The 26,742-nt window shown below is 51.3% G+C and carries 22 protein-coding genes; 9 read left to right on the top strand and 13 right to left on the bottom strand.

Annotated features, from left to right (window positions below; genetic code table 11):
• On the top strand, positions 1–519 hold a 519-nt coding region (locus tag A9165_RS13890), incomplete at its 5' end, for a nucleoside triphosphate pyrophosphatase (protein WP_065956342.1).
• On the opposite strand, the gene A9165_RS13885 is transcribed toward A9165_RS13890, so the two are convergent.
• Together A9165_RS13885 and rluC are read right to left on the bottom strand one after the other, a co-directional pair.
• Positions 502–1,152: an HAD-IA family hydrolase gene (locus A9165_RS13885; protein WP_008951888.1), complete on the bottom strand. Its 651-nt coding sequence runs from the start codon at positions 1,150–1,152 to the stop codon at positions 502–504. The genes A9165_RS13890 and A9165_RS13885 overlap by 18 nt on opposite strands.
• Before the next feature lie 34 nt (positions 1,153–1,186).
• Entirely contained in the window at positions 1,187–2,140 is a 954-nt protein-coding gene (gene rluC / locus A9165_RS13880) for a 23S rRNA pseudouridine(955/2504/2580) synthase RluC (protein ID WP_065956341.1), read from the bottom strand.
• Between the two features lie 515 nt (positions 2,141–2,655).
• Between rluC and rne the strand changes: the two genes are divergently transcribed.
• The gene (rne, locus tag A9165_RS13875) at positions 2,656–5,781 is read left to right on the top strand and encodes a ribonuclease E (RefSeq protein ID WP_065956340.1); all 3,126 of its coding nucleotides are present in this window, start codon (positions 2,656–2,658) and stop codon (positions 5,779–5,781) included.
• Positions 5,782–5,947: 166 nt separating this feature from the next.
• On the opposite strand, the gene A9165_RS13870 is transcribed toward rne, so the two are convergent.
• Positions 5,948–7,117 carry a DcaP family trimeric outer membrane transporter gene (locus tag A9165_RS13870; RefSeq protein WP_065956339.1) on the bottom strand — a complete coding sequence of 390 codons (1,170 nt, stop codon included), beginning with the start codon at positions 7,115–7,117 and terminating at the stop codon, positions 5,948–5,950.
• A 234-nt stretch (positions 7,118–7,351) separates the two neighbouring features.
• Here A9165_RS13870 and acs point away from each other — a divergent pair, with 234 nt between their 5' ends.
• Positions 7,352–9,307: an acetate--CoA ligase gene (acs, locus tag A9165_RS13865; RefSeq protein ID WP_065956338.1), complete on the top strand. Its 1,956-nt coding sequence runs from the start codon at positions 7,352–7,354 to the stop codon at positions 9,305–9,307.
• Between the two features lie 106 nt (positions 9,308–9,413).
• Positions 9,414–10,088: a response regulator transcription factor gene (locus A9165_RS13860; protein WP_008608282.1), complete on the top strand. Its 675-nt coding sequence runs from the start codon at positions 9,414–9,416 to the stop codon at positions 10,086–10,088.
• 80 nt (positions 10,089–10,168) lie between these two features.
• Here the strand turns inward: A9165_RS13860 and A9165_RS13855 are convergent, their stop codons facing one another.
• Positions 10,169–13,726 carry a PAS domain-containing hybrid sensor histidine kinase/response regulator gene (locus tag A9165_RS13855; protein ID WP_065956337.1) on the bottom strand — a complete coding sequence of 1,186 codons (3,558 nt, stop codon included), beginning with the start codon at positions 13,724–13,726 and terminating at the stop codon, positions 10,169–10,171.
• A gap of 157 nt (positions 13,727–13,883) precedes the next feature.
• Between A9165_RS13855 and A9165_RS13850 the strand changes: the two genes are divergently transcribed.
• The 5 genes from A9165_RS13850 (at position 13,884) to A9165_RS13830 (ending at position 19,025) form a co-directional block, all read left to right on the top strand.
• Positions 13,884–14,144: a DUF4212 domain-containing protein gene (locus tag A9165_RS13850; protein WP_065956336.1), complete on the top strand. Its 261-nt coding sequence runs from the start codon at positions 13,884–13,886 to the stop codon at positions 14,142–14,144.
• A 5-nt stretch (positions 14,145–14,149) separates the two neighbouring features.
• Positions 14,150–15,916: a sodium:solute symporter family protein gene (locus A9165_RS13845; RefSeq protein ID WP_065956335.1), complete on the top strand. Its 1,767-nt coding sequence runs from the start codon at positions 14,150–14,152 to the stop codon at positions 15,914–15,916.
• 86 nt (positions 15,917–16,002) lie between these two features.
• Positions 16,003–16,521, top strand: a complete 519-nt coding sequence (locus A9165_RS13840; RefSeq protein ID WP_065956334.1) for a hypothetical protein — start codon at positions 16,003–16,005, stop codon at positions 16,519–16,521.
• 22 nt (positions 16,522–16,543) lie between these two features.
• Complete coding sequence (locus A9165_RS13835; protein ID WP_065956333.1) at positions 16,544–18,364, top strand: putative nucleotidyltransferase substrate binding domain-containing protein; 1,821 nt, start codon at positions 16,544–16,546, stop codon at positions 18,362–18,364.
• Position 18,365: 1 nt separating this feature from the next.
• Entirely contained in the window at positions 18,366–19,025 is a 660-nt protein-coding gene (locus tag A9165_RS13830) for an exonuclease domain-containing protein (RefSeq protein ID WP_065956332.1), read from the top strand.
• Between the two features lie 9 nt (positions 19,026–19,034).
• Here A9165_RS13830 and A9165_RS13825 read toward each other — a convergent pair whose 3' ends face one another.
• The 9 genes from A9165_RS13825 to pnuC all read right to left on the bottom strand — a co-directional run bounded on the left by A9165_RS13825 (position 19,035) and on the right by pnuC (position 26,699).
• On the bottom strand, positions 19,035–19,505 hold the full coding sequence (locus A9165_RS13825; protein ID WP_065956331.1) for a DUF1456 family protein: 471 nt from the start codon (positions 19,503–19,505) through the stop codon (positions 19,035–19,037).
• A gap of 97 nt (positions 19,506–19,602) precedes the next feature.
• Positions 19,603–20,160: an elongation factor P gene (gene efp, locus A9165_RS13820; RefSeq protein ID WP_008951876.1), complete on the bottom strand. Its 558-nt coding sequence runs from the start codon at positions 20,158–20,160 to the stop codon at positions 19,603–19,605.
• 21 nt (positions 20,161–20,181) lie between these two features.
• Positions 20,182–21,360, bottom strand: a complete 1,179-nt coding sequence (earP, locus tag A9165_RS13815) for an elongation factor P maturation arginine rhamnosyltransferase EarP (protein ID WP_065956330.1) — start codon at positions 21,358–21,360, stop codon at positions 20,182–20,184.
• A gap of 9 nt (positions 21,361–21,369) precedes the next feature.
• Complete coding sequence (locus A9165_RS13810) at positions 21,370–21,717, bottom strand: hypothetical protein (protein ID WP_065956329.1); 348 nt, start codon at positions 21,715–21,717, stop codon at positions 21,370–21,372.
• The gene (locus tag A9165_RS13805; protein WP_065956328.1) at positions 21,711–22,244 is read right to left on the bottom strand and encodes a hypothetical protein; all 534 of its coding nucleotides are present in this window, start codon (positions 22,242–22,244) and stop codon (positions 21,711–21,713) included. The genes A9165_RS13810 and A9165_RS13805 overlap by 7 nt, the downstream gene beginning before the upstream one ends.
• A 12-nt stretch (positions 22,245–22,256) precedes the next feature.
• On the bottom strand, positions 22,257–22,880 hold the full coding sequence (locus A9165_RS13800) for a LysE family translocator (RefSeq protein ID WP_008608266.1): 624 nt from the start codon (positions 22,878–22,880) through the stop codon (positions 22,257–22,259).
• A 210-nt stretch (positions 22,881–23,090) separates the two neighbouring features.
• On the bottom strand, positions 23,091–24,755 hold the full coding sequence (gene glnS / locus A9165_RS13795) for a glutamine--tRNA ligase (protein ID WP_065956343.1): 1,665 nt from the start codon (positions 24,753–24,755) through the stop codon (positions 23,091–23,093).
• Positions 24,756–24,864: 109 nt separating this feature from the next.
• The gene (gene nadR / locus A9165_RS13790; RefSeq protein WP_065956327.1) at positions 24,865–25,905 is read right to left on the bottom strand and encodes a multifunctional transcriptional regulator/nicotinamide-nucleotide adenylyltransferase/ribosylnicotinamide kinase NadR; all 1,041 of its coding nucleotides are present in this window, start codon (positions 25,903–25,905) and stop codon (positions 24,865–24,867) included.
• Complete coding sequence (gene pnuC, locus A9165_RS13785) at positions 25,902–26,699, bottom strand: nicotinamide riboside transporter PnuC (protein WP_237709391.1); 798 nt, start codon at positions 26,697–26,699, stop codon at positions 25,902–25,904. The genes nadR and pnuC overlap by 4 nt, the downstream gene beginning before the upstream one ends.
• Positions 26,700–26,742: the final 43 nt, after the last annotated feature.

Below are 26,742 nucleotides of genomic sequence, written 5' to 3'. Positions count from 1 at the left end.
AAACACTCATGCGGGAGCCCTGATGAAAGCCCTTTACCTGACGAAACCGCACAAGCCCTGGTTAACCGGCTGGCGCTCGCTAAAGCCAATGCTGTAGCGGCGACGCTAAGTGATGGTTTAGTTATCGGTTCAGATCAGGTCGCGGTATTTCAGGGTGAAATACTTGGTAAGCCGCATACTGTAGCTAATGCTGAAGCCCAGCTCAAACGGTTTAGCGGCCAGGCAGTGACGTTTTTAACCGGGCTGGCCGTGGTGAATGCAGCAACCGGCAAGGTTCAGCAAGCGATTGACCCCTTTGTGGTGCATTTTCGTGAGCTGAGTGATGCCGAAATCCGCCACTATGTGGCGCGGGAACAGCCGCTGGATTGCGCCGGCAGCTTTAAAAGTGAGGGGTTGGGCATCGCCCTGTTTGACAAACTGCAAGGTGATGACCCCAACAGCCTGATTGGCTTACCAGTGATCAGGCTGTTGGCGATGCTACGTCATGAAGGCTTAAATCTGTTACTGCAAAACCAGTGAGGTTAACTCTGGTAAGTGGTCAATAATCGCCAGCGGCTGATATTGCGCCAATACCGATACCGGATGGGCGCCATGGCTTACCCCGACCCTTGGCATATTAATCGCCTGTGCCATCTTCAAGTCATGGCTGGTATCGCCGACCATAATAGCCTGTTCCGCATTAACACCGAGTTCAGTGATAATTTGCTGAAGCATATCCGGATGAGGCTTTGACTGCGCTTCATCGGCACAGCGGCTGGTAGCAAAGTATGGCGCCAGCCCGGTTTCGGCAAACATCCGATCCAGCCCTTTGCGCGCCTTACCGGTTGCCACTGCCAACAGGATATTCTGCTCAGCCAGCTGCTTTAACGTTGCCTCAGCACCTGCAAATAAGGGCGTAGGTGTGGTGTCATGCAGCACATATTGATCGCGGTAATGTTCAAATATCTGCTGCCGCTGGGCTTTATTGGCGGTCGGAAACAGCTGGTCAAAGGCCGGATCCAGGCTCAGGCCAATAATTTGTTTTACCGCATCATGGCTGGGTACCTCTAATGCGGTTAAGGCTGCGGCGGCGCGCATTGAGGACACAATACGTCCGACCGAGTCCATCACGGTACCGTCCCAATCGAAAATAACCAGTTTTACTGCTGACATCACTACTCCGCGTCGTTACGCTGTTTTAACCTTGTTACTTACGGTTTAACCGTTCCAGAGTCTGGCTTAATTTCGAATCCAATGGTGCTTCAAAGCGCATAGTGGTTTCGCTGATCGGATGGATAAAGCTTAAGCTAAAGGCATGCAGAAACAGCCGGTTAAGTCCAATTTGCTGCATCTGCTGGCTAAACTGGTTATCGCCGTATTTGTCATCACAGGCAATCGGATGGCCTTTACAGGCGGTATGAACCCGGATCTGATGGGTACGGCCGGTAACCGGAAAGGCTTCAACCAGGGTGCCTTCCTGATAGCGCTGCAAAATCCGAAACCGGGTTTCCGATGGCTTGCCTTCCACAGCATCCACTTTGACCACCCGCTCACCGGACTGCAGCGTATTTTTTCGCAGTGGCTCTGTGACCTTGCGTACTTTGTTATCCCAATCGCCGGCAACCAGCGCCCAGTATTTTTTCTCTACCGTTTTATTGCGTAGCTGCTCGTGTAAATGCGTTAAAACTGAGCGTTTTTTTGCGATCAGCAAACAGCCCGAGGTATCGCGATCCAACCGGTGCACCAATTCCAGATGCTTAGCGTCCGGGCGCAGCGCCCGCAGCGCTTCTATTACGCCAAACTGCAAACCACTGCCACCATGCACCGCCATGCCAGAGGGTTTATTCAGTACGATCAAATCTTTATCTTCATACAAAATATGCTGCTCAAGATCTTTGACCAGACTCAGTTTCACCGATACCGCATCAGGTTCGCTGGCAACGGTTAACGGCGGCACCCGCACCACATCACCCTGCTCTAATTTATACTCAGGTTTGATGCGTTTTTTATTCACCCGCACCTCGCCTTTGCGCAAAACGCGGTAAATCACACTTTTTGGTACACCGCGCAGCCGGGCGATTAAAAAGTTGTCTATGCGCTGACCGATGAAATCATCTTCAATTTCAATCATTTGTACTGGCAATTTTATTTCATCGGTCATCTTTGCAAAATACTCAGCTAAAATTACAATTCAGTTGCTAATCAGCGCAGATTAGTGGGATAATCAGCCCGCTAATTGTGCCGAAATACGGCAATTAGGGCGCTCAAAGTGACATAAGAGAATTTGTGCGGCACCGTCAGGGGATGTGATCATACCGAAATCGTGGTGAAAACCAATGTTTTTTATAACCCCGGCGTTAATCCACTGCCACTTGCCTGAGGTAATGTTGAGTAATTTGTTACCAACAACGGCAAACCACAAAGTCCGGTCACCGGGCAACAACAGTAAAGATTAGTCAGAACACAACGCCTGCAGGCGCTGTGTGTCAGAAAGCATAACGAAAACCCCGCTGCCAGGCACTGTTTTGCCGGCAGCGGGGTTGTAAAACGTAAAATTAGGTTCCCTCAAGCACCCAGTCGTGAGACTGCACCCTTCTGTGTTTGATAACGGCTGACACTCAGGTGCCCGGTTGTTGTGTTGTGGCTTCGCAATAGAGTCACCATACAATGAAAAGAATGTTAATTAATGCCACGCAGGAAGAAGAAATCCGCGTAGCCCTGGTCGATGGCCAGAAACTGTACGACCTGGACATTGAAAGCCCAGGCCATGAACAAAAGAAAGCCAATATTTACAAAGGTAAAATCACGCGGGTCGAGCCGAGTTTAGAAGCCGCCTTCGTTGACTACGGTGCTGAGCGCCATGGTTTCCTGCCGTTAAAAGAAATCTCCCGCGAATATTTCCCTGCCGGTTACAGCTTCGATGGTCGTCCAAACATCAAAGAAGTGGTAAAAGAAGGTCAGGAAGTCATTATCCAGATCGATAAAGAAGAACGTGGCCAAAAAGGCGCTGCGCTGACCACCTTTATCAGTCTGGCCGGTTCTTACCTGGTACTGATGCCGAACAACCCGCGCGCCGGTGGCATTTCCCGCCGTATAGAAGGCGATGAGCGTCAGGAATTAAAAGATTCCTTAGGCCAACTGGAAATGCCGGATGGCATGGGTCTGATTGTGCGTACTGCTGGCGTCGGCAAATCCTATGAAGAACTGGATTACGACTTAAAAGCCCTGCTGAAACACTGGTCGGCGATTACCGAAGAAGCGCAGAAGCGTGCCGCGCCTTTCCTGATCCACCAGGAAAGCAATGTGGTTTTCCGTGCTATTCGTGATTATCTGCGCCGCGATGTCGGTGAGATCCTGATCGACAGCCAGAAGATTTTCGAAGAAGCCAAGGTTTATATCCAGCAATTCCGCCCTGACTTCGCGCACCGCGTGAAGATGTATCAGGGTGAAGTGCCGCTGTTTATGCACTATCAGATTGAAAACCAGATCGAAACCGCCTTCCGCCGTGAAGTACGGTTACCCTCTGGTGGTTCTATCGTTATCGACAGCACCGAAGCCTTAACTGCGATTGATATTAACTCCTCTAAAGCCACTAAAGGCGGCGATATCGAGGAAACCGCCTTTAATACCAACCTGGAAGCGGCCGATGAAATCGCCCGCCAACTGCGGTTACGTGACCTGGGCGGTCTGATCGTGATCGACTTTATCGATATGACGCCGGTACGGCATCAGCGTGAAGTGGAAAACCGTTTAAAAGACGCCGTGAAGCAAGACCGTGCCCGGGTACAAATTGGCCGGATTTCGCGTTTTGGTCTGCTGGAAATGTCACGGCAGCGGTTACGTCCGTCACTGGGTGAGTCAGCCGGTCATGTCTGTCCGCGTTGTCATGGCCGCGGCACTATCCGCAGCGTTGAGTCCTCTGCCCTGTCAATTTTACGTTTAATCGAAGAAGAAGCGATTAAAGATAACACCAGCCAGGTGCAGGCACAGGTGCCGGTATCAGTTGCTACTTATCTGATGAACGAAAAACGCGAAGGCGTGCGTCGCATCGAGCAGCGTAATGGCGTACAGGTGTACGTGATCCCGAATGAGCATCTGGAAACACCAAACTACGAAGTGATCCGTATCCGTATCGATGAAGAGATCGAAGATGTCAGCTATAACCTGACCAAGGTGCCAGAGCACACCACCAAGCTGTATCAGCCTGCTTCGGATGCGGTAAAAGAAAAGCCGGCAGTATCGGCACTGAGTATGGCGCAAACTGCTGCGCCGGCACCGCAACCGAAAGCTGTCGTTGCCGAAGTTGCTGCCCCTGTGGCCAGCACACCCGGTTTATTCAGTCGTTTAGGAAGTTGGTTATCGGGTTTGTTTGCCGCACCGGCAGCGGAAAAACCGGCGGATAAACCGAAAGAGAAATCAACCGCTCGTCCGGAACAACGTGGTGAGCGTGGTGAACGTGGCGATAGCAGAAGACGCAATAATCGTAACAACAAGCGTCGCGATCAGGTTGAAAAAGTTGCCGATAAAGCACAGGACAAGGTAAGCGAAGAAAAGGCAAGCCCTGCCAGTCGCCCGGAGCGCCAGGAGCGTCCGAAGCAACAGGAGCGCCAGCCACGGCCGCAAGAGGCCCGTAAAGCGCCAGCTGAAGCTAAGGTTGATAAGGTAGAACGTGAGGAAGCGGACGAGCCAAATAGCCGCGCCGCTGCCGCTGAGCGTCGGGCCCGTCGTCAGTTACAGCGTTCAGTGCGGGTAGCAAAAGCAGAAGCCGTCGCTAACGCTGCTACAGCCGAAACGCCGGTAACCGCCGCTGAGCCTGTAGTCAGTGCAGCAGCGACCACTATGGTTGATGCCGCTCAAGAACCCCTGACCAAGGCACCTGAGGCTGTTGTTGATACTGCTGCTCAAGCTCCTATTGCCTTAGCAGTAGCGCCTGAAACCGAAGTGTTAGCCGATGACGCCGCAGAAGCTGTAGAGCCGCGCAGCCGCAGCCGCCGCTCACCACGTCATTTACGTGCTGCCGGTCAGAAGCGTCGTAAAGAGCAAACCGATAATGCGGTTGAGGAAGTCGCCGCAGCAGATGAAATGGTCACAGCCACTGTCACAGCGGAACAATCCGCTGCTAACAGCCCAGTTGAGACTTCTGTCGCTGCAGCCACAGCCGAAACCGCAACTGTCGCCTTAGAGCTTGTTACTGAGGTGGTAGCAGAGCCTGTGATTGCCGCTGCCGCAGACGATGTGGCTACTGACGACGCTGTTAAGACAGCTACGTCAGAAGAAAGCCCTGTCGATGCTGAAGACAAACCAGCCCGTAGCCGCAGCCGTCGTCGTACGACAAAAGCGGATACAGCTGATGCCGCAACGCAAGGTCCGGTTGCTGAGACTGATGTGGCAGCAGCAGAGGTTTCGACAACTGAGGACGCGGTCGCCAGCCAGAGCAGCCCTGAACAACAAAGCCTGGCGTTAGAGCCGGCCGTTGAGCAAGCCGCAACCACTGAATTAGCCACAGCAGCACCAGTGCAGCCAACAGCAGCCGCGCCAGTTGAAGCAGCAGCAACCGTTGCAGTTGAAACAGCAGTAGCACCTGCTACGGCCAAGCGCCCTGCTGGCAGCCGCTTTGGTAATATGGTAGTCGCGGAAATGACTAAACCAGCGGCAGTTACCGATACTCAGCAGGAGATCGTGATCAATGCTGCCAGCGCCGAACAGCGTCCGCCGGTGCAATCGTCTGAGCGGCCAGCCGGTTCAGCCTTTGCCCGTCAGGCAGTATCTGCGCCTATGACCAAGCCTGGTCAAGCGGAGTAAATCACCGCTCTGTAGCAAAAGCCGGCCAGTGCCGGCTTTTTTATTATCTTCTTTTAAGTATATCGCTGTCGGATCGCGAACAGTCAGCCAGCAATATCTGATACAAACTAGCAGCAATAAAAAACCACCGTCAGAGCGGTGGTTTTTGACCAGGCATCAGTCTTACTTAGAAGTCGTACTTAGCGCTAAATTGAATGCGATGCATATCACCATCCAGGCCGCTTTCAATTTCACGATTCGCAAACTTGTATTCAATACCCATCATAAACTTCGGATTGAATTGATACAGAGCATTAGCGCTGTAGCTGTGAGTACTCTTAGTCACGCCGGTTCCGGTTAAGGTGGTATCGTTATCGGCACTTAACATTGAGTACAAGAAGGTAGAACGCCACTTGTCATTCCACAGATGACGATAAGCCACAGAGAACGCCGTCACATCAATCGCTTCCAGCCGGGCTGCATTAGTGGTGCCTGTTAATACAGCGCCATTAATGGTATTTAAACCCACATAACGGCCTAAGCCCTTACCATGGTTCAGGGTAAAACGGATATCATCATTGTTTGCCAGATTAAACTTACCGCTGAACGATACGCCATAAGAGGTGACGGTATCGTCAAACACGCCCTCGTCGATAGCGATTTGACGTAATAAACCGCCCAGACGGAAAGACGCATTACCGGCTTTAAAGTTGTAACCGAAGGTTAGATCCGGTGTCGCATTATCATCGGTAGTAATGCGGGCACCGCCACCAAATGGCGTAATGGTACTTTCCGGGTTCTCTATCGCAACCGAGAAATTGCCAGAGGTGTAACGGATTTGCGCCTGACGGATAAACACAGCTGCATCAGGGTTACCAACGAAGTCCAGCGTATCTGGCAGCGATTGCAGATCCATAAAGTTTGACCAGGTCTGGCCAACGGTCCAGTTTTTGTAACTAACAAAAGCATGACGCATTACCGGGCTGTAGCCGTTAGTGGTGCGCTCATCGTTGCCGTTATTACTGGTCATCATATCGAACTCAAGACGACCGGTCATTTTCTCGCCATTACCGAGATCGGTTGAAGTTGCAAAGAAAAACCGTGACTGGCGAGCATGTGCATCGAAACGGGTCGTGTTTCTGCCGCCGATTGGCGTTAATGCCGGTACGTAGAAATCGCGCCCCAAGGCAGCAATTTCGCCGTCAGAATCGCTGTACATCATATCGAGCTTGATAAAGCCACCGTAGGTAACTTCGGTATCGCCAACTTTAAAACCGTTATTAGCCTGAGCCGCGCCTGCTGTCAGGGCAAGTGCCACAGCTGCAGTCAGGGCGTTGAGCGTCTTTCTTTGTCTCATCTGGAGTTCTCCATTGGTTTTTATAGTTTTACTGTCTTCGCGGTTATTTTACAGAAACTACAGCTGGCAGTCTCTTCTTTGTAAACTTTGGTCGACACTATCGTTATGTGCAATTAGCCTTTAGTCGCAGTTCGCATAACCGCAGCAGCTCGTCTAGACTATGGTCTAATTCCTTTTATGTGAATGCTCCTTTAGAAATACCTCATTATTTTAATAAGCTCCGCAGGGGATGTTATGACACAAGCAACACTTTATCCGGTACCGGAAACCATCAAACAACGCGCTCATGTCACCAATGAGCAATATCTTGAGATGTATCGCGGATCGGTAGAGCAGCCGGAAGCTTTCTGGAACGAACATGGTAAAAGACTGGACTGGATCAAGCCTTATACTCAGGTAAAAGACACCAGCTTCGCTTTGGGTAACGTTAGCATCAAATGGTTTGCTGACGGCGTACTGAATGCCAGCGTTAACTGTCTGGACCGTCACCTGGCAACGCGGGGCGATCAGGTTGCCTTTTATTGGGAAGGCGATGAGCCTGGCATTGAGAAAAAAGTCACGTATCGCGAGCTATACGAAGAGACCTGTCAGCTGGCAAATGCGATGCGGGCTTTAGGTGTTGGCAAAGGGGATAGAGTTACTATTTATCTGCCGATGATCCCACAGGCGGCAGTAGCGCTGCTGGCTTGCGCCCGCATTGGCGCTGTGCACTCAGTGGTATTTGCCGGTTTCTCACCGGATGCGCTGGGTAGCCGGATCACTGACTGTGATTCTAAACTGGTGATCACCACCGATCAGGCCCTGCGTGGTAGCCGGGCCACCAACCTGAAAGATAATACTGATATCGCTTTGGCGCATCTGGGTGATGCCAATCCGGTGCAGAACGTTATTGTGATTAAACACGTTGGTAAGCCGATTGATTTTCATCAGGGCCGCGATCTGTGGTACCACGAGCTGATTGCTGCGCAGCCAAAAGAGTGCGTGCCTGAGCCGATGAACGCCGAAGATCCGCTGTTTATTCTTTATACCTCAGGCTCAACAGGTAAGCCAAAAGGGGTACTGCACACTACCGGTGGCTACCTGGTGTATGCTTCTATGACCCATCAGTATGTGTTTGATTACCACGATGGTGATATCTACTGGTGCGCCGCCGACGTCGGCTGGGTTACCGGTCACAGCTATATTGTCTATGGTCCTTTGGCCAACGGGGCTAGCAGCGTGATGTTTGAAGGGGTTCCAACCTACCCCAGTGTGAAGCGCATCGCGCAGATTGTCGATAAATATCAGGTCAATATTCTGTATACCGCACCTACTGCCATTCGTGCCCTGATGGCACATGGTGAGGCGCCGGTTGAAGGCACTAAGCTGAGTTCACTTCGGGTTTTAGGTAGTGTGGGTGAACCTATCAATCCTGAAGCCTGGAACTGGTATCACGATAAATTCGGTAAGGGTAACTGCCCTATCGTCGATACCTGGTGGCAAACTGAGACCGGCGGCATTTTGATTACGCCATTACCGGGTGCCACTGCTTTAAAGCCCGGCTCAGCGACCCGTCCATTCTTCGGTGTCAAACCGGCCATCGTCGATAACGAAGGTAAAACGGTTACTGGCGCGGGTGAAGGCAATCTGGTGATTACCGACAGCTGGCCGGGTCAAATGCGTACTCTGTATGGCGATCATGAGCGCTTTGAACAAACCTATTTCAGCACCTATCCGGGCAGTTACTTTACCGGTGACGGTTCACGCCGGGATGAAGATGGCTATTACTGGTTAACCGGCCGGGTCGACGATGTGTTAAACGTCTCAGGCCACCGTCTGGGCACTGCGGAAATCGAAAGCTGCCTGGTAGCGCATGAGGCTATCGCCGAAGCCGCTGTGGTTGGCTATCCGCACGATATTAAGGGCCAGGGAATTTATGTTTATGTCACGCCGCGGGTTGGTGTTGAACCCAGTGAAGATCTGACTAAAGCCATTCGTGCCTGGGTACGTGAAGAAATTTCACCTATTGCCAGTCCGGATCTGATACAGTGGGCTCCAGCAGGCCTACCGAAGACCCGCTCAGGTAAGATCATGCGTCGCATACTGCGGAAAATTGCTGCGAACGAGCATGACCAATTAGGTGATATTTCCACCCTGGCTGATCCGTCAGTAGTTGAAATTCTGGTGAATAACCGCTTAAATCGTAAGTAGGACACCAACACCGCTCCCTGAGCTTGCGTGTCTCCAGTTGCAGCAGAAAGGCCGCCACATTGCGGCCTTTCTTATAACTATAACCAGAACTATGCTGGAGGAAACAATGGCGAAGCTTATCGTCGCAGATGATCATCCGTTATTTCGCAATGCGCTGATCAACGCCATTAGCAGCACCTTTGCTACCAAAGCAACAATTGAGACTGACAGTTTTGACAGCACCTGCACCGCACTGGAACAGCATCCTGATGCGGACTTATTGCTACTGGATTTACATATGCCTGGTAATTGTGGCTTCCTTGGCTTGATCCAGCTGCGCAAAAACTACCCCAGTTTACCGATAGTGGTGATTTCGGCCAGTGAAGACCTGGATGTGATCCGCCGCGTGATGGCATTTGGTGCTTCGGCCTATGTGCCAAAATCAGCACGGCCGCAGGATATCAGCAGCGCCCTGAACGCGGTGTTGGAAGGTGAATTATGGGTGCCGGCAGAGCTGCGCAAACAGGTGCTGGATCAGCAGGAAACCGAACAGGATCTGGATTTAGCCGCCAAGGTCGCCCAACTGACTCAACAGCAATATAAGGTGTTGTATTATCTGACCGAGGGTTGGCTGAATAAACAGATCGCCTATGATTTACATATCTCTGAAGCGACGGTAAAAGCGCATATTACCGCGATCTTCCGCAAATTAGGCTGTACTAACCGCACCCAGGTGGTGATCCAGGCACAGCGCCTGACACTGGAACCCCCCGTTGATCGCGCTATGGCGCAGCAGCATTAGCCTGCCAGGCTTGCAGCAATTCCGCTTTAATATAGCACCTTCTCTGTATGGTATGTCCTGACCGCCCGCTTAGCGCGGGCTTAGTCAGCCACCGTGCCGGCCCGCTTTAACATTTTAAAATGATTTAAAGTGGCTCTGAGCGCGCCCGGTTTAATGGGTTTAGCCAGGAACATCAAGCCCTGAGCTTTTGCCAGCGCCGCCAGATCAGCCTGTGGTGATGCTGACACCAGTACGCCATGCACCTCGCCCCAATGTTGCCGGATTTGCTGATACAACTGCAGACCATTTAGCTGTTGCCCCAGCTGATAATCAAGCAAGATCACATCCGGCGCAGCGGCGGTGGCCGCATACGCCATTAAAGCATCGGTATCATAAAAACACTGTACCTCACTGATTTGCCACTGCTCCAGTAAGACTTTAAGCGCGGATAGATTCGCGGCATCATCATCGACACAGACGACACTCAAGCCGGGTAAGGGCCTTTGCTGTAGCGTGGTTTCGACGGTGAGCTCCTGCCGCGCTCTTACAGCCGCTAACGGCAAGCTAATACTAAATACCGTGCCTTTGCCAGGCCAGGATCGCACCTCAAGCGGATGGCCAAGCAGTTTTGCCATCCGGTGTACCACACCAAGACCGAGCCCAACGCCTTGCTGCCCTTTGGCAGTGGCATCAATCCGATAAAAGTCTTCGAAAATACGCTGCAAATCCGGCTCAGCAATGCCGGGGCCGGTATCCCAGACCTGCAGTAATAACTGACTGCCGCGTTTGCGACAACCCAGCAAGATCCGGCCACTTATAGTGTACTTAATGGCGTTGGATAACATATTTTGCAGGATCCGGCGCAAATAGGTAGCGTCAGTCATCACCTGATAGCGGTTACTGCGCACACTTAGCTGCAAGCCTTTTTGATCCGCCACCAGACGATATTCCTCAGCCAGTTGTGCCAGTAAGTCTTTTAAGGCTACCGGCTGTACATTCGGCTGTAGCTTGCCATCATCCAGTTTGGCAATTTCCAACAGGGTAGAGATCAGCTCTTCTGACGCCTTTAACGAATTATCCAGCTGGTTAAGGATCGCCGCCTGCTGCTGCGGTTCCTTCACCCCGGCTAAAGCGGCAGTAAACAAGCGGGCAGCATTCAGCGGCTGCAAAATATCGTGACTGGCCAGCGCCAAAAAGCGGGTTTTCGAGGCATTAGCCGCTTCCGCTTCGGCTTTAGCCTGCAGCAATTGCTGCTCGGTTTCGCGCCGCCTGGATACCTCGGCCAGTAACTCCTGGTTCATCTCAGAAATCGTCTGAGTACGTTCATTAACCCGATCTTCCAGATATTGTTTGGCTTCAGCTAAGCCCTGTACGGCTTTTACATGCTCAGAAATATCGGTAAAGCTGGTTACAAAGCCGCCCCCCGGGATCGGATTGCCGCGCATTTCAATGACCCGGCCATCCGGCCTTACCCGCTGAAACACATGGGCGGTGCCGTTTTTCATATGCAGGGTACGCTTTTCAACATGCTCGTCCGGATCACCGGGCCCGCAAAGACCGCGCTCGGCATTCAGCCGCACGATATCGGCTACCGGCCGGCCTACTCGGATCATCCCCTCCGGATAGTTAAACATTTCCAGATAGGCCTTATTCCAGGCTACCAGATTCAGATCGCGGTCGACTACACTGACGCCCTGACTCAGATGCTCCAGCGTGGAGAACAAAATCTTACGCGAAAATTGGATCGCCTGCGTAGTATCATCAAATAAGGTCACTACATCTTCAAAGGCCAGCTGCCGCCCTTCCAATACGGCATTAACCATGGCGGATGCCGAAGAAGCGCCGATAACGCCAGACAGCTCACGCTCAACATGCTCTACCAGACCAACCGAGGGCAAATCATCCAGCTGCACACTTTGCTGCTGTTTACGGCCAAACTCCGCCAGACATTCTGCCGCGCGCTGCGGTCCGACAAAACGCTCCAACAGGGTTTTCAGATCGTTGTTGCGGATCCGGATGCGGCGAGCCGGTGTATCCTGATGATTAATTGGGAGATTTGGCTTAACAAAGGCCACGGCCTGCAAGCGGTCCTGTAGATTGACGGTGGTGGTTAAGGACACCAGCAAATAAGCAACCAGATTAAAGCCCAGTGAAATAATTACGCCATGACTAAGGGAGTCGAGCTGGATGCCAAACATCGAGGTCGGTAGCAGCCAACTGAGACCAAACAAGCCCTGCTGCATAATATCGCTGTTGATCACACCGGCATTGACCAACTGCGGTAGCATCAGGGTGTAGAACCACAGCAGCAGTCCCAAGCTTAAGCCGGCATAGACGCCATAGGCATTGCCACGCCGCCAATACAGCCCCCCTATCACGGCCGGTACCAGCTGGATAGTCAGCGCAAAGGCCAGCAAGCCGGTTTCAGCCAGCTCATAGTTACGGGCAAAAATACTGTAGTAAAGATAAGACAGCGCCATCACCAGAATAATCATGGTGCGGCGCACCAGTAGAATTAGCAGACTAAAATCATGCGACATGCCTTTTTGCTTGGTAGATTTCAATAAGCCCGGCATTACCACGTCGTTACTGATCATCGTCGACAGTGCCAACGTCGCGATAATAATCATTGAAGTTGCGGCCGAGAAACCACCGATAAAGACAATAATACTGAGCACATTCCAATTCATACTGGATGGGATCAGTAACACAAAACTATCAGCCTGCGCCAGGATACCGGGAAACAGCTGCATCCCGGCAACGGCAATGGGGATCACCACCAGGGTGACAGCTAACAGGTAACCGGAAAACCAGCGCCGGGCGTGCCGTAAATGATGGTGCGAAACGTTCTCGACAAAGGCGACATGGAACTGCCGCGGTAACAAAAATACTGCCACCATCGCCAAAATAGTCTTGGTAATAAACTCGACCAGTCCGGGGGTATCGAGCTTTTCTTGCTGACGGATCGAATGCTCAGTAAAGGCGCGTAATGCGGATTGATCGGTATCCAAAATAAAGACATAGACGGCGATGGCCAACGTCAGTAGCGCAAACAGCTTAACCACCGACTCAAAGGCAATAGCCACCATCACACCACGGTTTTGCTCGGTCAGATGCAGTTTGCGGGTACCAAACAAAATAGCAAAAAACGCCATCGCTACGGCACTGAGTAAGGCGCTGTCCTGATACCAGGCGACCTGTGCGTCATCAAAGGCGCCACCGAGTAAAACCTGATAGGAGCCGGCCACGGCTTTCAATTGCAGCGAAATATAGGGGATTACCACAATTAAACAAATAATGGCGGCCAGGGTCGCAATATTGCGTCTTTTACCGTAGCGGGCGGAAATAAAATCGGCAATCGAGGTAACGTTTTGCTTTTTCGAAACATACAGTAATTTGAATAAAAACGGCTGCGCAAAGATAAACAGCAGGATCGGCCCCAGATAAATGGCCATATAATCCCAGCCCCGGGTCACGGCCGTCCCTACAGCGCCATAGTAGGTCCAGGATGTACAGTACACCGCCAACGCCAGACTATAGATCAGGCCCCCATACTTTCGTATCAGGCGGTCATCAGCATGCCGTTCACCCCAGTTGGCAATCCAGAATAATCCGCCCACATATAACAGGGCCAATAAGGCTACAGTCCATACCGTCACGGGGTTCTCCCTTTATTTTTTTAGCTAACTGTGGTGGCAGCCAGTCGTTATGTCAATGCTGTGGCTGTTGCCTTCGACTAAAGTCGGGCTAGCGCCTTGGCTAACTGCTGCTAGATTAAACTTGCTCGATAAAAAATAAACTAAAGGAGACACAACTATGGCAGATCATAACATGAATGCCGCCGCGTACTGGAGCGTTAACCTGCGCTACATATCGATAAGCCTGTTTGTCTGGGCACTTGTATCATATGGCTTTGCGATCTTGCTCAGACCTATGCTGGCCGGCATCAGTGTTGGCGGTACTGATCTTGGCTTTTGGTTCGCACAGCAGGGTTCTATCATAACCTTTATCGCTATCATCTTCATTTACGCCTGGAAAATGAATAAGTTAGATAAAGAATTCGGTGTAGAGGAGTGATTGGCATGAGTCAATTTGCAATAAACTTAATCTTTGTAGGCGCCTCCTTTGCGCTCTACATCGGTATCGCCATTTGGGCGCGTGCCGGCTCTACCAAAGAATTCTATGTTGCCGGTGGTGGCGTTAACCCTGTCACTAACGGTATGGCAACCGCCGCCGACTGGATGTCAGCGGCGTCTTTCATTTCAATGGCAGGCTTAATCGCTGCTGGCGGTTATGCCAACTCAACCTTCCTGATGGGCTGGACCGGTGGTTATGTACTGCTGGCCATGCTGTTAGCACCCTACTTACGTAAATTCGGTAAATTTACCGTTCCTGACTTTATCGGTGACCGCTTTTACAGCAGGGGCGCGCGCTTAACAGCAGTGGTGTGCTTAATCATTATGTCGGTAACCTATGTAATCGGCCAGATGACTGGTGCCGGTGTTGCCTTCTCCCGCTTCCTGGAAGTGAGTTCCTCAACCGGGATCTGGATCGCAGCTGGTGTGGTGTTCGTGTACGCAGTATTTGGCGGCATGAAAGGTATCACCTACACTCAGGTTGCCCAGTATGTCGTGCTGATTATCGCCTATACCATCCCAGCGGTATTTATTTCGCTGCAACTGACCAATAACCCTATTCCAATGTTTGGTATGTTCAGCACCCACGTTGAATCCGGTCAACCGTTGCTGGTGAAGCTGGATGAAATTGTGCGTGAACTGGGCTTCCAGGATTACACCGCTGACGTCAGCAACAAACTGAATATGGTGTTATTTACGCTGTCTCTGATGATCGGTACTGCCGGTTTACCGCACGTAATCATTCGTTTCTTCACCGTGCCTAAGGTTGCCGATGCCCGCTGGTCTGCCGGCTGGACGCTAGTGTTTATTGCCCTGCTGTATTTAACTGCACCAGCTGTAGCCTCTATGGCGCGTTTAAACCTGTTAACCACTATCTACCCAGCCGGTCCAACAGCGGATGCGATTAACTATGCCGACCGTCCGGACTGGATCAAAAACTGGGAACAAACCGGTTTGATCCGTTGGGAAGATAAAAATAATGATGGCCGTATTCAGCTGTATAACGATACCCCGGCTTTCGCTGCCAAAGCAGAAGAGCGCGGCTGGGCTGGTAACGAGCTGACAGTAAACAATGATATTCTGGTACTGGCAAACCCTGAGATTGCTAATCTGCCAGGCTGGGTCGTGGGCTTAATTGCTGCCGGTGGTATTGCCGCGGCACTGTCTACTGCCGCCGGTCTGCTGCTGGCGATTTCCTCGGCTATCAGCCATGACCTGATCAAAAATATCATTAACCCGCAAATCAGTGAAAAAGGTGAAATGTTAGCCGCCCGGATTTCCATGGCCGGTGCCATTTTACTGGCGACTTATCTGGGGCTTAATCCGCCCGGGTTCGCCGCACAGGTGGTTGCGCTGGCATTTGGTATTGCCGCAGCTACCCTGTTCCCGGCACTGATGATGGGTATTTTCTCAAAACGCGTATCCAGTCAGGGCGCTATCGCCGGTATGTTAGCCGGTCTGCTGGTCACCTTACTGTATATCTTTACCTATCTGGGCTGGTTCTTTATCCCTGGTACCAATATGTTGCCAAATACAGCGGATAACTGGATCTTAGGTATCTCTCCACTGTCTTTCGGTGCTGTGGGTGCCATGATTAACTTCGTGGTTGCTTTTGCTGTGTCATCTGTCACTGCAGCGCCACCGAAAGAAATCCAGGATCTGGTTGAAAGCGTCCGTTATCCGAAAGGTGCCGGTGCCGCTGTTGACCACTAAGCAATACCTGCTTAGATAGCAGAAACGAGACTTCTGCAGTACACTCGGGCTTTCAACAGAAAGCCCGAATTTTTAGGAAGATAACTATGTTGTGGGAATTAATTGCAACTTTTTCTGCTGGTTTAGGTGCTGCCGGTATTGCGCTGGTACTTAGATTACTAACACTTAAAAAGTTACCGAGCTGGATTATCCCGGTTGCTGCCGGTGCCGGTATGCTCGGCTATCAGATTGTTAATGAATATATCTGGTTCGACCATCAAAGTAGCCGGTTACCCGCCGGGGTAAAGGTGGTCCGTACCGTGGAAGAAACCGCTGCCTGGCGGCCCTGGAGTTATTTATATCCGCAAACGATGCGCTTTCTGGCTGCCGATATCGAAAACGCAGCCCGCAATCAACGTAATCCGGAGGTGTATCTGGTCGACCTCTATATTTTTGAGCGCCGGATGAGTGCGCGCCGTATTCCGCAAGTTGTGCATTGTGGCAAACAGGCCCGGGCAGACTTTACCGATAGCCTGGAAATCCCACTGCCCGGAGCGGAGCTGGGTGCTGAGTGGTTCCCGCTGGACGCCAGCGATCTGTTATACCAGTACCTGTGCCTGGAATAAGTGTTATCACTAGGGTTAAGTTATGGAAGTTGCTGAAGTTACGAATTTTTTAAAACAAACCATTCCTTTTGAACAACTGGGTTTGGCGCAACTTGCCGAGTTAGCCTCGCATTTTAATGTTTACTATTGCCAGGCCGGTGAACATCTGGATATCGGTCAGGAACGGCTGCTGATTATCCGCACCGGTATCTTCGCGCTGTTCAGTGATCAGCAACAGCTGCTGACCAAGCTGGAAGAGGGCGACTTTTACGGTTACCAGCTGCTGCTTACCGGTCTGGCCGACAACGACCGGCTGATCTGTGAAGAAGACGGCCTGGTGTACTGGTTACCCAGTGAGGTGTTTCATCAGCTGCGTTATCAGTACAAGAACATTGATATTTTCTTCCAGCGGCTGTTTGGCCGCCGTTTACATCAATATAAAGAACAGCAAAGCTCACGTTTTACGCTAAAGGTTGCTGATATCGTGCAGGCCAGAAAAGTCGCGATCAGTGGCGATCAGGATGTACAACAAGCGGCCCGGTTGATGTCGGAAAAGCGCGTCTCGTCCTTGCTGGTGGAGGATGAGAACCGTTTGATTGGTATTCTAACCGATCGCGATTTACGTAGCCGGGTGCTGGCAGCAGGCCTGCCCCCCACTACCGCTATTAAAGAGGTGATGACACCCAAACCCTATACTATTGAAAAGCACGCTTATTTGTTTGAAGCCGTTCAGCTAATGAGCCGCTTTAATGTGCATCATTTACCGGTGGTCGATCAGGGTTTAAGTTTCAGTATGATTACCGCCACCGACATTATCCGCTCGCAGCAAGATCACCCGGTCTATCTGATTGGTGAGATCCATCGTCAATCCAGCCTGGATGGCCTGGAAAACTGCAGTCTGCAAATCAGTAATCTGGCGCAAATCCTCGGTAAACAGCAGGTGCCGGCTTATGAGGCTGGCCATATTATCACCACCATTACTGATGCCTTTACCCAGCGCCTGATTAAGCTGGCACAGCAGGAGCTCGGCCCTGCCCCCTGTGTATTTAGCTGGCTTAGCTTTGGCTCGCAAGCCAGGATGGATCAAAGTATCAATGCCGATCAGGATAATGCGCTGTTGCTGGAAAAAGAGCCGGTTGGCGACGTTGCCGACTATTTCAGCCAACTGGCTGACTTTGTCTGCCAGGGCCTGGCGCGCTGCGGCATTAAACTTTGTCCGGGTAACATTATGGCATCTAACCCGGAGCTACGGATGAGCCTGAAAGGCTGGTCCGGCAAATTTAGCAAATGGATCGCTGCCCCCACCCCGGATGCCATCTTAAAATCGACGATTTTCTTTGATATGCGGGTCGTCGAAGGCTCGAAAGGCCTGTTTAATGCCCTGCAACAGGATATTCTGGCGCGCACCAATAACTCGCTGTTTCTAATGCATATGGCGCAGACCGCGTTACAACGCACCGCGCCGCTGAGTTTCCTGCGGAATTTTATTCTGGAACATGACGGCAAACAGAAAAAAGGTCTGGACCTGAAAAAGCGTGGCATCAGTTTAATCACTGATATTGTCCGGGTCTATGCGCTGGCTAACGGCGTGCTGGAAGTCAATACCCGCAGCCGCCTGCAGCAACTGGCCGTAGACGGCGTATTGGACAGTAAGGATACCCAGAATTTATGCGACGCCTTTGATGTGCTGGCGCAGCTACGTTGGGATAAACATTTGCATGATTTAGATCAGGGGCATGATGCCAGCAATTTGCTGGATCCGGCAGTGCTCTCCGGTCTGCAACGTCATCAGCTAAAGGACAGCTTTGCGGTGATCAACGCCGCCCAATCCTCCCTTAAACACCGGTTCTGTAAGGAGGTATAACATGCTGGGTTGGCTGAAAAAGAAACCACCGCTTTATAGCGCGGTACAAGCCTTTAATCAGGTCGGGATCCCTGCGGCCAACACCCAGGCCAGGGAGTGCCATTATCTGGCACTGGATCTAGAGCTAACCGGCCTGCATGCCAAACAAGATCATATCGTCAGTATCGGCTGGGTACCTATTCGCAACCAGCAAATTTGTTTAAGCGAAGCCAAACACTATTTATTCCGGCCACCAACCAGTGTTGGCCAGAGCGCTATTTATCATGGTGTGCATGACAAGGATCTGAAAAACGCCAGCGAGCTGGCGGATGTGTTGCTGCAACTATTACAGGACTACGCCGGCTATGTGTTTGTCGCGCATCACTGCCGACTGGACCGGGCCTTTTTACAAATTGCGTATCAACGCTTGTTTGGCAAGGCGCCGACCATGCAGTTTATGGATACGCTGAATATCGAGTGGCACCGCATGCAAAAACAAGGCACCGTGATGAAAAAGGATGCGCTGCGCTTGCCGCAGTGTCTGGCCCGGCATAAATTGCCGGTCAGTGCACAGCATCATGCGTTGGAAGATGCCTACGGCTGCGCCCTGTTGTTTCTGAGCCAGCTGAAAAAAAGCCACCCACACATCACCCTGGGCGATTTGTTAGTACAAAGCAGTTAGCGCAGAAATTTACTCGCTAGTGCCCGGGCGCAGTTTTAACTGCAGGCCTTTTAACACATTGCGCAACACCTGCGCCTGACATTGCCGGTAGTGCGAGTGATCGGGTTTACGGAAAAAGGCACTCAGCTCTGAGCGACCCAACCGGAAATTGGCCAATTGCAGCAATTCCAAAAAGTCGTCATCGCGCAGATTGAAAGCAATCTTCAATTTACGCAGGATCAGGTTGTTATTCAGCCGACTCTCCGCAACCGGCTGCTCGCCTTCGCGCATCCCTCTTTTGCTGGTGATCAGACCATTTAAAAACTGCGCCAATTCAATATCCAGCAAGGCAACAAATTCAGGATCTTCGTCCTTGGCCAACCAACTGATAATTTGCTCCTTAGTGGCGACCAGGCCGCCCAGCGCAAAGGTTGCCGCCAGATTGCTGTTGTTGATGTTTAGAATATAGCGTAACCGACGCAGGATATCGTTGTTAGTCATGGCAGGGGTCCGGCTGTGTTAAGCAATTACGAAAGAGCAGTAAAAAAAGAGAATAACAGTAAAAAAGGCGCTGACGCGCCTTTTTTGTTACCGGCCATTATTTGGCGCGGCTGCGGTACTCGTCGGTACGGGTATCGATTTCGATCTTGTCACCTTCTTCCACGAACGCAGGCACCATCAGTTCAAAACCGGTTTCGATTTTCGCTGGCTTCATCACTTTACCCGAGGTATCGCCACGGGCGGCTGGTTCAGTATAAGTAACAGTGCGCACGACCACAGTTGGCAGGTCAACAGAGATTGGACGCTCACCGTAGAACACAACTGAACACTCCATGCCATCAACCAGATACTTCAGGGCTTCGCCCATATATTCGGCTTCAATTTCATACTGGTTGTACTCAGCGTCCATAAAGACGTACATCGGATCAGCGAAGTAAGAATAGGTAACTTCTTTGGTTTCCAGCATCACTTGCTCGAACTTGTCATCGGCACGGTAAACCGTTTCTGTACCCTGACCGTTCAGCAGGTTTTTTAATTTCATTTTAACTACAGCAGCGTTACGGCCTGATTTGTTAAATTCGGCTTTAATCACTACCATGGCTTCGTTACCAACCATGATTACCTGGCCGGCGCGGACTTCTTGAGCTGTCTTCATCATAATAAAAAGATCTTCTGGTTAGGAAAAATTGCGAGGCATTATAATTTTTTTTTCAACAAAACGCACGAGGTTAGTCGCAAGATCGCCATTGCCGATAAGCTGCGCCCGCCACTCCCGGTTTTTTTGTTCTATTTCATCAAGTTGCTGTACAAAGTCCAGCCAGGCAGTACTAAGCGCCTGCTCGGTATTCCAGCCTAACCAAAATTGCCAGACTGCTGTTGCCAGCTGTGGCGGCCAATTCTGACTATAACGTTGATAAAAAGCAGATAACTTTTCCAGATGAGCCTGTTCCGCCTGGCGGTAGATCTGCCAGATAAAGGGTTTCACCGCCCACTGAGCACGAATGACCGAGTCTTCCCCACGGACAAAGTTGATATCACAGGCCGCTAGCAGTAAATCATAATCAGGTTGTGGTAAGAACGGCAAAATACAGAGTTTAAGCTGCCCTTGTTGCCAGGGTTTGCCCAGCGCCAAACCAGGACACAGCGCCATCGCTTGCTCTGCCAGGGCCCCTTCCGGGATCAGGCACAGGGTGCTCTCGGTTTGCTGTTGCCAGAGCTGCAATAAACCGGCCAGTTGCTGCTGCGAATACGCAAATAGCGAAATCCGGCGGGAGAAGTCTAAAGCATCATCCAGCTGTAATTGCTGCCAGAAACGCTGCTGCGCGACCCGGTCACTGGCAAACTGGTCCAGTTGTGTGATTAGCTGCTGCTCGCGGAGTAAACCACCGGTTTTTGCGGTAAAGCCGGGGAAAAAGAAGTATTTATTCAGCGGTAATTGCGGCTGTGGTGAGGCCAGCGTATGACAGTCTTCCACCCAGGCTTCAGCTGACAGGTACTCCAGATTTAGCCACAGCGGTGGCACAGTTTGCGCGGCCATCTGCTGCTGATAGGCAAAAGGAATGGTACAGGCCAGCGCCTCAATCACTACCTGTGCCGGCGTGATAGTGAGCCAGTCGAGATCCGGTTGCCAGTGACAAATCACTACCCCAGCCAATTGTTGTTCTGACAAAGCAGGCTCAACGTCAGGACAGATCCGCTGAAAACTCAGCAAATCATCAACCCATAACCGAACCGGTACCTGGAATTCGGCAGCTAACTGACGACACAAGCGCCAGCAAATGCCAATATCGCCAAAGTTATCTACGACGCTGCAGAAGACTTCCCAGCGCAGCTTATGGGTATTATCGCTTGACATAGCCTGGACCTAAAAAAAATGCAGGCGGATTATAGCGGATAAGGCTTTTAAAAACAGAAAAAACCAGCTGAGCAGGATCAGCGTCAGTAGTACCGCCAGTAACCCTTGCCACAGCGTCGCCAGTGCACGCCGCCAGCGACTGGCGGGTGCTGGCCGCTCGGTGCCAAAGAACTGCACTAACAACAGTAAACACAGGAACAGTATGGCGCTAACCAGGGTGGGTAGCAAATAAGGCCCCTGCCCGTTCCCCGGTAATAACTGCCAGATAAAGCCGGCTGCCGTTAGCAAGGCCGCCAGCAACAGCAGCGGTCGCCAGGGCTTTAAGCAACGTGCCAGCGCACGGTAATGCCCTAGCACAGCGTCGCCTCAGCGTGCAGTAAAGTCAGTGGAAATAACGGCAAAATGCCGGAGATGCCCAACATATCGCCCACCACCCAGATCTGCTCAAATGGATGCTGCTTGGGTAGATGCAGTTTGTCACAGTGTGCCAGCATATCCTCGCGCCGCCACAGTGGGTTAGCATTGCGGATCACCAGCCAGACCCGCTGGCTGTCATAGTATTTTTGGGCTTTATTACAGATAATACGATTTAACGCCTCCAACATCCGCTGCTCGACCGGTAAACGCAGCAGTGCCAGCAATTCCTGATGCGTTTGCTGGCTAAGCTCCCGCCCCAGGATATGCATGGCTTCGGCTTCACTGCCATAAAGGTGCGCAATTTCCAAATCCAGACGTTGACTATCGTAATAACAGGACACATCCGGTCGTCTGGGTTCATTGTGCCAGATATGCCGCATCTTAATGCCAAAGCGCTGCTCATAATGCCGCATAAAGATCCGCGCTGCTTCATGCTCCAGTGCCACTTTCTCTGCTGCTGCATTCATCACTGTTATCCGCTATTGGGCAGGACTGAGGTAATACTGCCAGATTTCGATCACAACAGGTAACACTGACAGTAAAAGGATCAGAGCCATCAGCAGATTAAAGATCCGCTGTGCCACAGCATTATTTAACAGCTTACGCAGCCCAGCTCCGAACAGCATCCAGACGCCAACACAGGGAAAGGCCACCAGTAAAAAGGCCAGCGTAATCATCAATACCTGCCACCAGTAGACACCGGTTACCGAGGTAAAGGCCGCAACAGCGCCTGAGGCCATCACCCAGGCTTTACCATTAACCCACTGGAAGGCGGCAGCTTGCCAGAAATTCAGTGGCTTACTCTTGCCAGTGGCAATGGTTTCCGGCCGTGCGCTGGCAATTTTCCATGCCAGATATAACAGATAGGCGGTACCTAAAACTTTAATTAACTGATGCAGATGCGGATAACGGTCAAATACCAGACCAAAGCCCAGCCCCACCAATAACACCATCAGCGGGAAACCGAGACAGATCCCCAGCCAATGCGGCAAACTGGCTTTAACACCGTAGTTTACTCCGGAGGACATAATCATAATGTTATTCGGTCCCGGCGTAATCGTCGTCGAAAAAGCAAAGAATAAAACGGCTAAAAAAATTTCCATCACGTCATCCGCTAAAGAATTCACCCAAAGTTAAGTTAATTTAGCTACAGTAAAACAGTATGTTGACCATCGTCGTTACCTCAGTGCTTAAAGTTAACTGCTTTTAACACCGTAACACAACAGGAGAATATGATGAATAAGATAATCGGACTGGCTTTACAGCAATATCAGAGGTAGCGGCAGGCGAATGCCTGCCGCCTTTAACGCAGCTTACTCTTCGTCTTTACCCCAGCTATCACGCAAGCCGACAGTACGGTTAAATACCAACTTAGTTGGCTGTGAATCCCTGTTATCGGCACAGTAATAGCCTTCACGTTCAAACTGATAAGCTTTTTCCGCTACCGCGCTTTGCAGCGAGGGTTCGGCGAAGCCGTGCTTCACGACCAGTGAGCTCGGATTTACCGTACTGATAAAATCATCTTCTGCTGCCGGGTTGGGTACGCTGAACAGGCGGTCATACACCCGGAACTCGGCTGGCAGCGCCTGACTTTGCTCAACCCAATGGATCACGCCGCGAACCTTACGACCATCGGCCGGGTTTTCCCCCAGGGTTTCCGGCAGATAGGTACAGTTCAGTGCGACCACTTCGCCCTGCTCGTTTTTGATCACTTCATCGGCATGGATCACATAAGCATTGCGCAGCCGCACATCGCCACCTAATACCAGACGTTTATATTTTTTGTTGGCTTCTTCTCGGAAGTCGGCGCGGTCAATATAGATCTCACGGCCAAATGGCAGTTTACGCTCACCCATATCTTCTTTTGGATGGTTCGGCGCAGTTAACCACTCCAGCTGATCGGCTGGATAGTTGGTAATGGTCACTTTGATTGGGTCCAGTACAGCCATGGCCCGCGGTGCTGTCGCATCCAGATCTTCCCGGATACAGGCTTCCAGCGCACTCATCTCAATCACGTTGTCTTGTTTGGTAATACCGATGCGCTTGGCAAATTCACGGATCGCCGCCGGCGTATAGCCACGACGACGCAAACCGGCAATGGTCGGCATCCGCGGATCATCCCAGCCACTGACCACCTGTTGCTCAACCAGTGTTTGTAGCTTACGCTTACTCATCACCGCAAATTCCAGATTCAAGCGCGAAAATTCGATTTGCTGCGGGTGACAAGGAATGGTGATGTTATCCAGGATCCAGTCATAAAGACGGCGGTTATCCTGGAACTCCAGCGTACACAGCGAGTGCGTAATACCTTCCAGCGCGTCCGAAATACAATGCGTAAAATCATACATCGGATAAATGCACCAGTTATCACCGGTTTGATGGTGATGGGCAAACTTAATCCGGTAAATCACCGGGTCCCGCATACAGATAAAGCTGGAGGCCATATCAATTTTTGCGCGCAGGGAACATTCCCCCTCTTTAAAGCCACCGGCACGCATTTTTTCAAACAGCGCCAGATTTTCTGCCGGGCTGGTGTCGCGGTATGGGCTGGGTTTGCCAGGCTGGGTCAGATTACCGCGGTATTCACGCATTTGCTCCGCATTCAGGAAACAAACATAAGCCAGGCCTTTGTTGATCAGCTCAACAGCGTAACCATACAGCTGCTCGAAATAATCAGAAGAGTAACGCACCGCGCCAGACCACTGAAAGCCCAGCCAGTTCACGTCGCGCTGAATCGATTCCACAAATTCAACGTTTTCTTTTTCCGGGTTGGTGTCGTCAAAACGCAGATTACACTGCCCCTGATAATCTTCGGCGATGCCAAAGTTTAAACAAATCGATTTTGCATGGCCGATATGCAAATAACCGTTTGGTTCAGGCGGAAAACGGGTTTGCACACTGTGATGTTTGCCACTGGCCAGATCGGCATCAATAATTTGCCGGATAAAGTTAGTTGGGCGATTCGCGACGTCCGACATAAACTGCATAATCCTATAAAACGAATACATAAATGATGCGGCATTATAGCAGCGAAAAGCCCGCTGGCTATATCTGGCTGTAATGCCTACTGAGATTTTCCGCCCACTGCTATCTGGCGGCCAATAAGGCATCAACAGCGCCGATACAAGCCTCCAGCCGTTCATAATAATTAGCTGAACTGACCCGCAGGAGCCGTTCAGCGGGAAAACCGTACTGCTGATAAAGCGCCATTAACTGCTCGAAGCTTTGCTGACGCACATCGGGATCGCCCAGTTCACGCATACCATCCGCCACCCAGGGCACCGTTGGCTCCAGCGCGATAATCAAGTCATACTTGTTGGGGTCGATAAAGCTTTCAATCCGGCTGGCCAACTGACCAAGAAACACCTGACTAAAAAAGGCGGTTACCACCGCATCGGTATCAAAAAAACAGACTTTGTTGGCACTGCGTAGCGCCTGATAATCCTGCTCATACTGCAGATGGGTAATACGATTAAAATCTTCCAGGTTAAAGAGATCGCCATTACCGCCGACCACCTCTTCCTGATAATCCCGCCCCAGCTCTTCTGACCAGGAGGTGCAGTACACCTTTGCCAGCTTGCGGGTTAACGTCGTTTTACCACAAGACTCAGGCCCGGTAATCAGTACCTTACGGGCAAAAAATGGCCGCGCGGCACCAGCAATATAATCCCAGTGTAAATAGGGATGATTGCGGATCTCAGTGCCACTAATCGGCCACTGGGTACGCTGTGGATCCAACACCTGATACTGAATATCCGGAAAATGCTGCTGATGACCAGTGCGGTAGCTTTCTTCACCACCGAAAATCAGCTGAAAAGGTACCGGTACACTTTGCCGCAATAAGGCCGCATACTCGCCCCAACCTTGAGGAAAAGGCGGAATATGCCCTTCCTGTTGTAACAGCACCTTAATACCCAGGCCTTGCAGCTCCTGCGATAACCAGCGTTGGCGCAGGACCCCATCGATATAAGGAATACCGGCCTGGGCGCAGAGTTCACCATCTTCCTGTGGCCGCTCACTGATCACCACATAGAGTTCATCGCAGAGCGCATGGGCGCGTAAAATGGCGGTCAAATGACCACGGTGTGGCGGTAAAAATTTACCCGGGAAAACCCCTACTCTGTTCACGCTGCTTTCGCTCCACGATGCCAGCTAACGGCACCATATACTGAATTAACTAAAAAGGCGATCCACATTAATAAGGTAGGAACCGCATAAGGCGCTGAGTCCGGCGTGGTTAACAGCACCAGACTCCAGGCAAAGATGGTCAGCACATTGGTGGCTATCCAGAATGGCCACTGCGCAGCAAACATCCGGATCATTAACAATTGTGCGGTAATTTGCAGTACCACCGTGCTGGCATCCAGTAAAGGGCCACTCAGGCCAAAACCCGTCAACGTCTGCAGGCTATCATAGACCGCAGAGTTGCGCTTTAACGCGTCACTGATAAAGCCATCCAGGCCATTGAGCATTTGCGCTAAGGCTGTAATACCAAACCCTACCAGTAACAGCACCCAACACCAATGCCAACCGAGACGCCGCACCCTGACCTGTCGGGTTTCACTGTGTAACTGATGGCGCCAACTATAATAAATAAAGAATTGTGCCGGTAAAAAGTAAAACCAATTTAATAACCAGTCACCATAATAGCCTGAGGTCCAGGCAATCAGGCCGTAGCTGCTGGCACTGATTAGGCCCCAAATCCAGTTTGACAGTAAGCCTTTGGCCACCATCACCACGCAAAGCACGCCACTAATCGCACTCAGCGGGCTGATCAGCCAGTTCAGTGTAATTGAACGCCAGCTTTGCCAATCAGTGCCCGTACTGCTAAACCAGAGCGTACTGAGCGTAATAATCAGTAAGAACACGGCTAACCAGTATCGCTCGTAGCGATTCAGCCGGGTTAAATCTTGCCAAAGCATCGGATTACCTAAATTCATTAATTGGCATAGGGGCAGTCAGTGT

The organism is Alishewanella sp. HH-ZS (assembly GCF_001704375.1).
In the GTDB taxonomy this organism is placed as follows: Bacteria; Pseudomonadota; Gammaproteobacteria; order Enterobacterales; family Alteromonadaceae; genus Alishewanella; species Alishewanella aestuarii.
The sequence above is the reverse complement of the archived record's forward strand: the minus strand, read 5'-3'. Positions and strand labels throughout refer to the sequence as shown.

What these genes read in the sequence shown, in the direction of transcription:
- rluC (WP_065956341.1), bottom strand. Translation starts at nt 2,140, where the DNA reads ATGACCGATGAAATAAAATTGCCAGTACAAATGATTGAAATTGAAGAT.
- acs (WP_065956338.1), top strand. Translation starts at nt 7,352, where the DNA reads ATGACACAAGCAACACTTTATCCGGTACCGGAAACCATCAAACAACGC.
- A9165_RS13860 (WP_008608282.1), top strand. Translation starts at nt 9,414, where the DNA reads ATGGCGAAGCTTATCGTCGCAGATGATCATCCGTTATTTCGCAATGCG.
- A9165_RS13805 (WP_065956328.1), bottom strand. Translation starts at nt 22,244, where the DNA reads ATGAATGCAGCAGCAGAGAAAGTGGCACTGGAGCATGAAGCAGCGCGG.
- A9165_RS13800 (WP_008608266.1), bottom strand. Translation starts at nt 22,880, where the DNA reads ATGGAAATTTTTTTAGCCGTTTTATTCTTTGCTTTTTCGACGACGATT.
- A9165_RS13825 (WP_065956331.1), bottom strand. Translation starts at nt 19,505, where the DNA reads ATGACTAACAACGATATCCTGCGTCGGTTACGCTATATTCTAAACATC.
- A9165_RS13885 (WP_008951888.1), bottom strand. Translation starts at nt 1,152, where the DNA reads ATGTCAGCAGTAAAACTGGTTATTTTCGATTGGGACGGTACCGTGATG.
- earP (WP_065956330.1), bottom strand. Translation starts at nt 21,360, where the DNA reads ATGTCAAGCGATAATACCCATAAGCTGCGCTGGGAAGTCTTCTGCAGC.
- A9165_RS13870 (WP_065956339.1), bottom strand. Translation starts at nt 7,117, where the DNA reads ATGAGACAAAGAAAGACGCTCAACGCCCTGACTGCAGCTGTGGCACTT.
- A9165_RS13835 (WP_065956333.1), top strand. Translation starts at nt 16,544, where the DNA reads ATGGAAGTTGCTGAAGTTACGAATTTTTTAAAACAAACCATTCCTTTT.
- A9165_RS13830 (WP_065956332.1), top strand. Translation starts at nt 18,366, where the DNA reads ATGCTGGGTTGGCTGAAAAAGAAACCACCGCTTTATAGCGCGGTACAA.
- efp (WP_008951876.1), bottom strand. Translation starts at nt 20,160, where the DNA reads ATGAAGACAGCTCAAGAAGTCCGCGCCGGCCAGGTAATCATGGTTGGT.
- glnS (WP_065956343.1), bottom strand. Translation starts at nt 24,755, where the DNA reads ATGTCGGACGTCGCGAATCGCCCAACTAACTTTATCCGGCAAATTATT.
- A9165_RS13850 (WP_065956336.1), top strand. Translation starts at nt 13,884, where the DNA reads ATGGCAGATCATAACATGAATGCCGCCGCGTACTGGAGCGTTAACCTG.
- pnuC (WP_237709391.1), bottom strand. Translation starts at nt 26,699, where the DNA reads ATGCTTTGGCAAGATTTAACCCGGCTGAATCGCTACGAGCGATACTGG.
- A9165_RS13840 (WP_065956334.1), top strand. Translation starts at nt 16,003, where the DNA reads ATGTTGTGGGAATTAATTGCAACTTTTTCTGCTGGTTTAGGTGCTGCC.
- A9165_RS13845 (WP_065956335.1), top strand. Translation starts at nt 14,150, where the DNA reads ATGAGTCAATTTGCAATAAACTTAATCTTTGTAGGCGCCTCCTTTGCG.
- rne (WP_065956340.1), top strand. Translation starts at nt 2,656, where the DNA reads ATGTTAATTAATGCCACGCAGGAAGAAGAAATCCGCGTAGCCCTGGTC.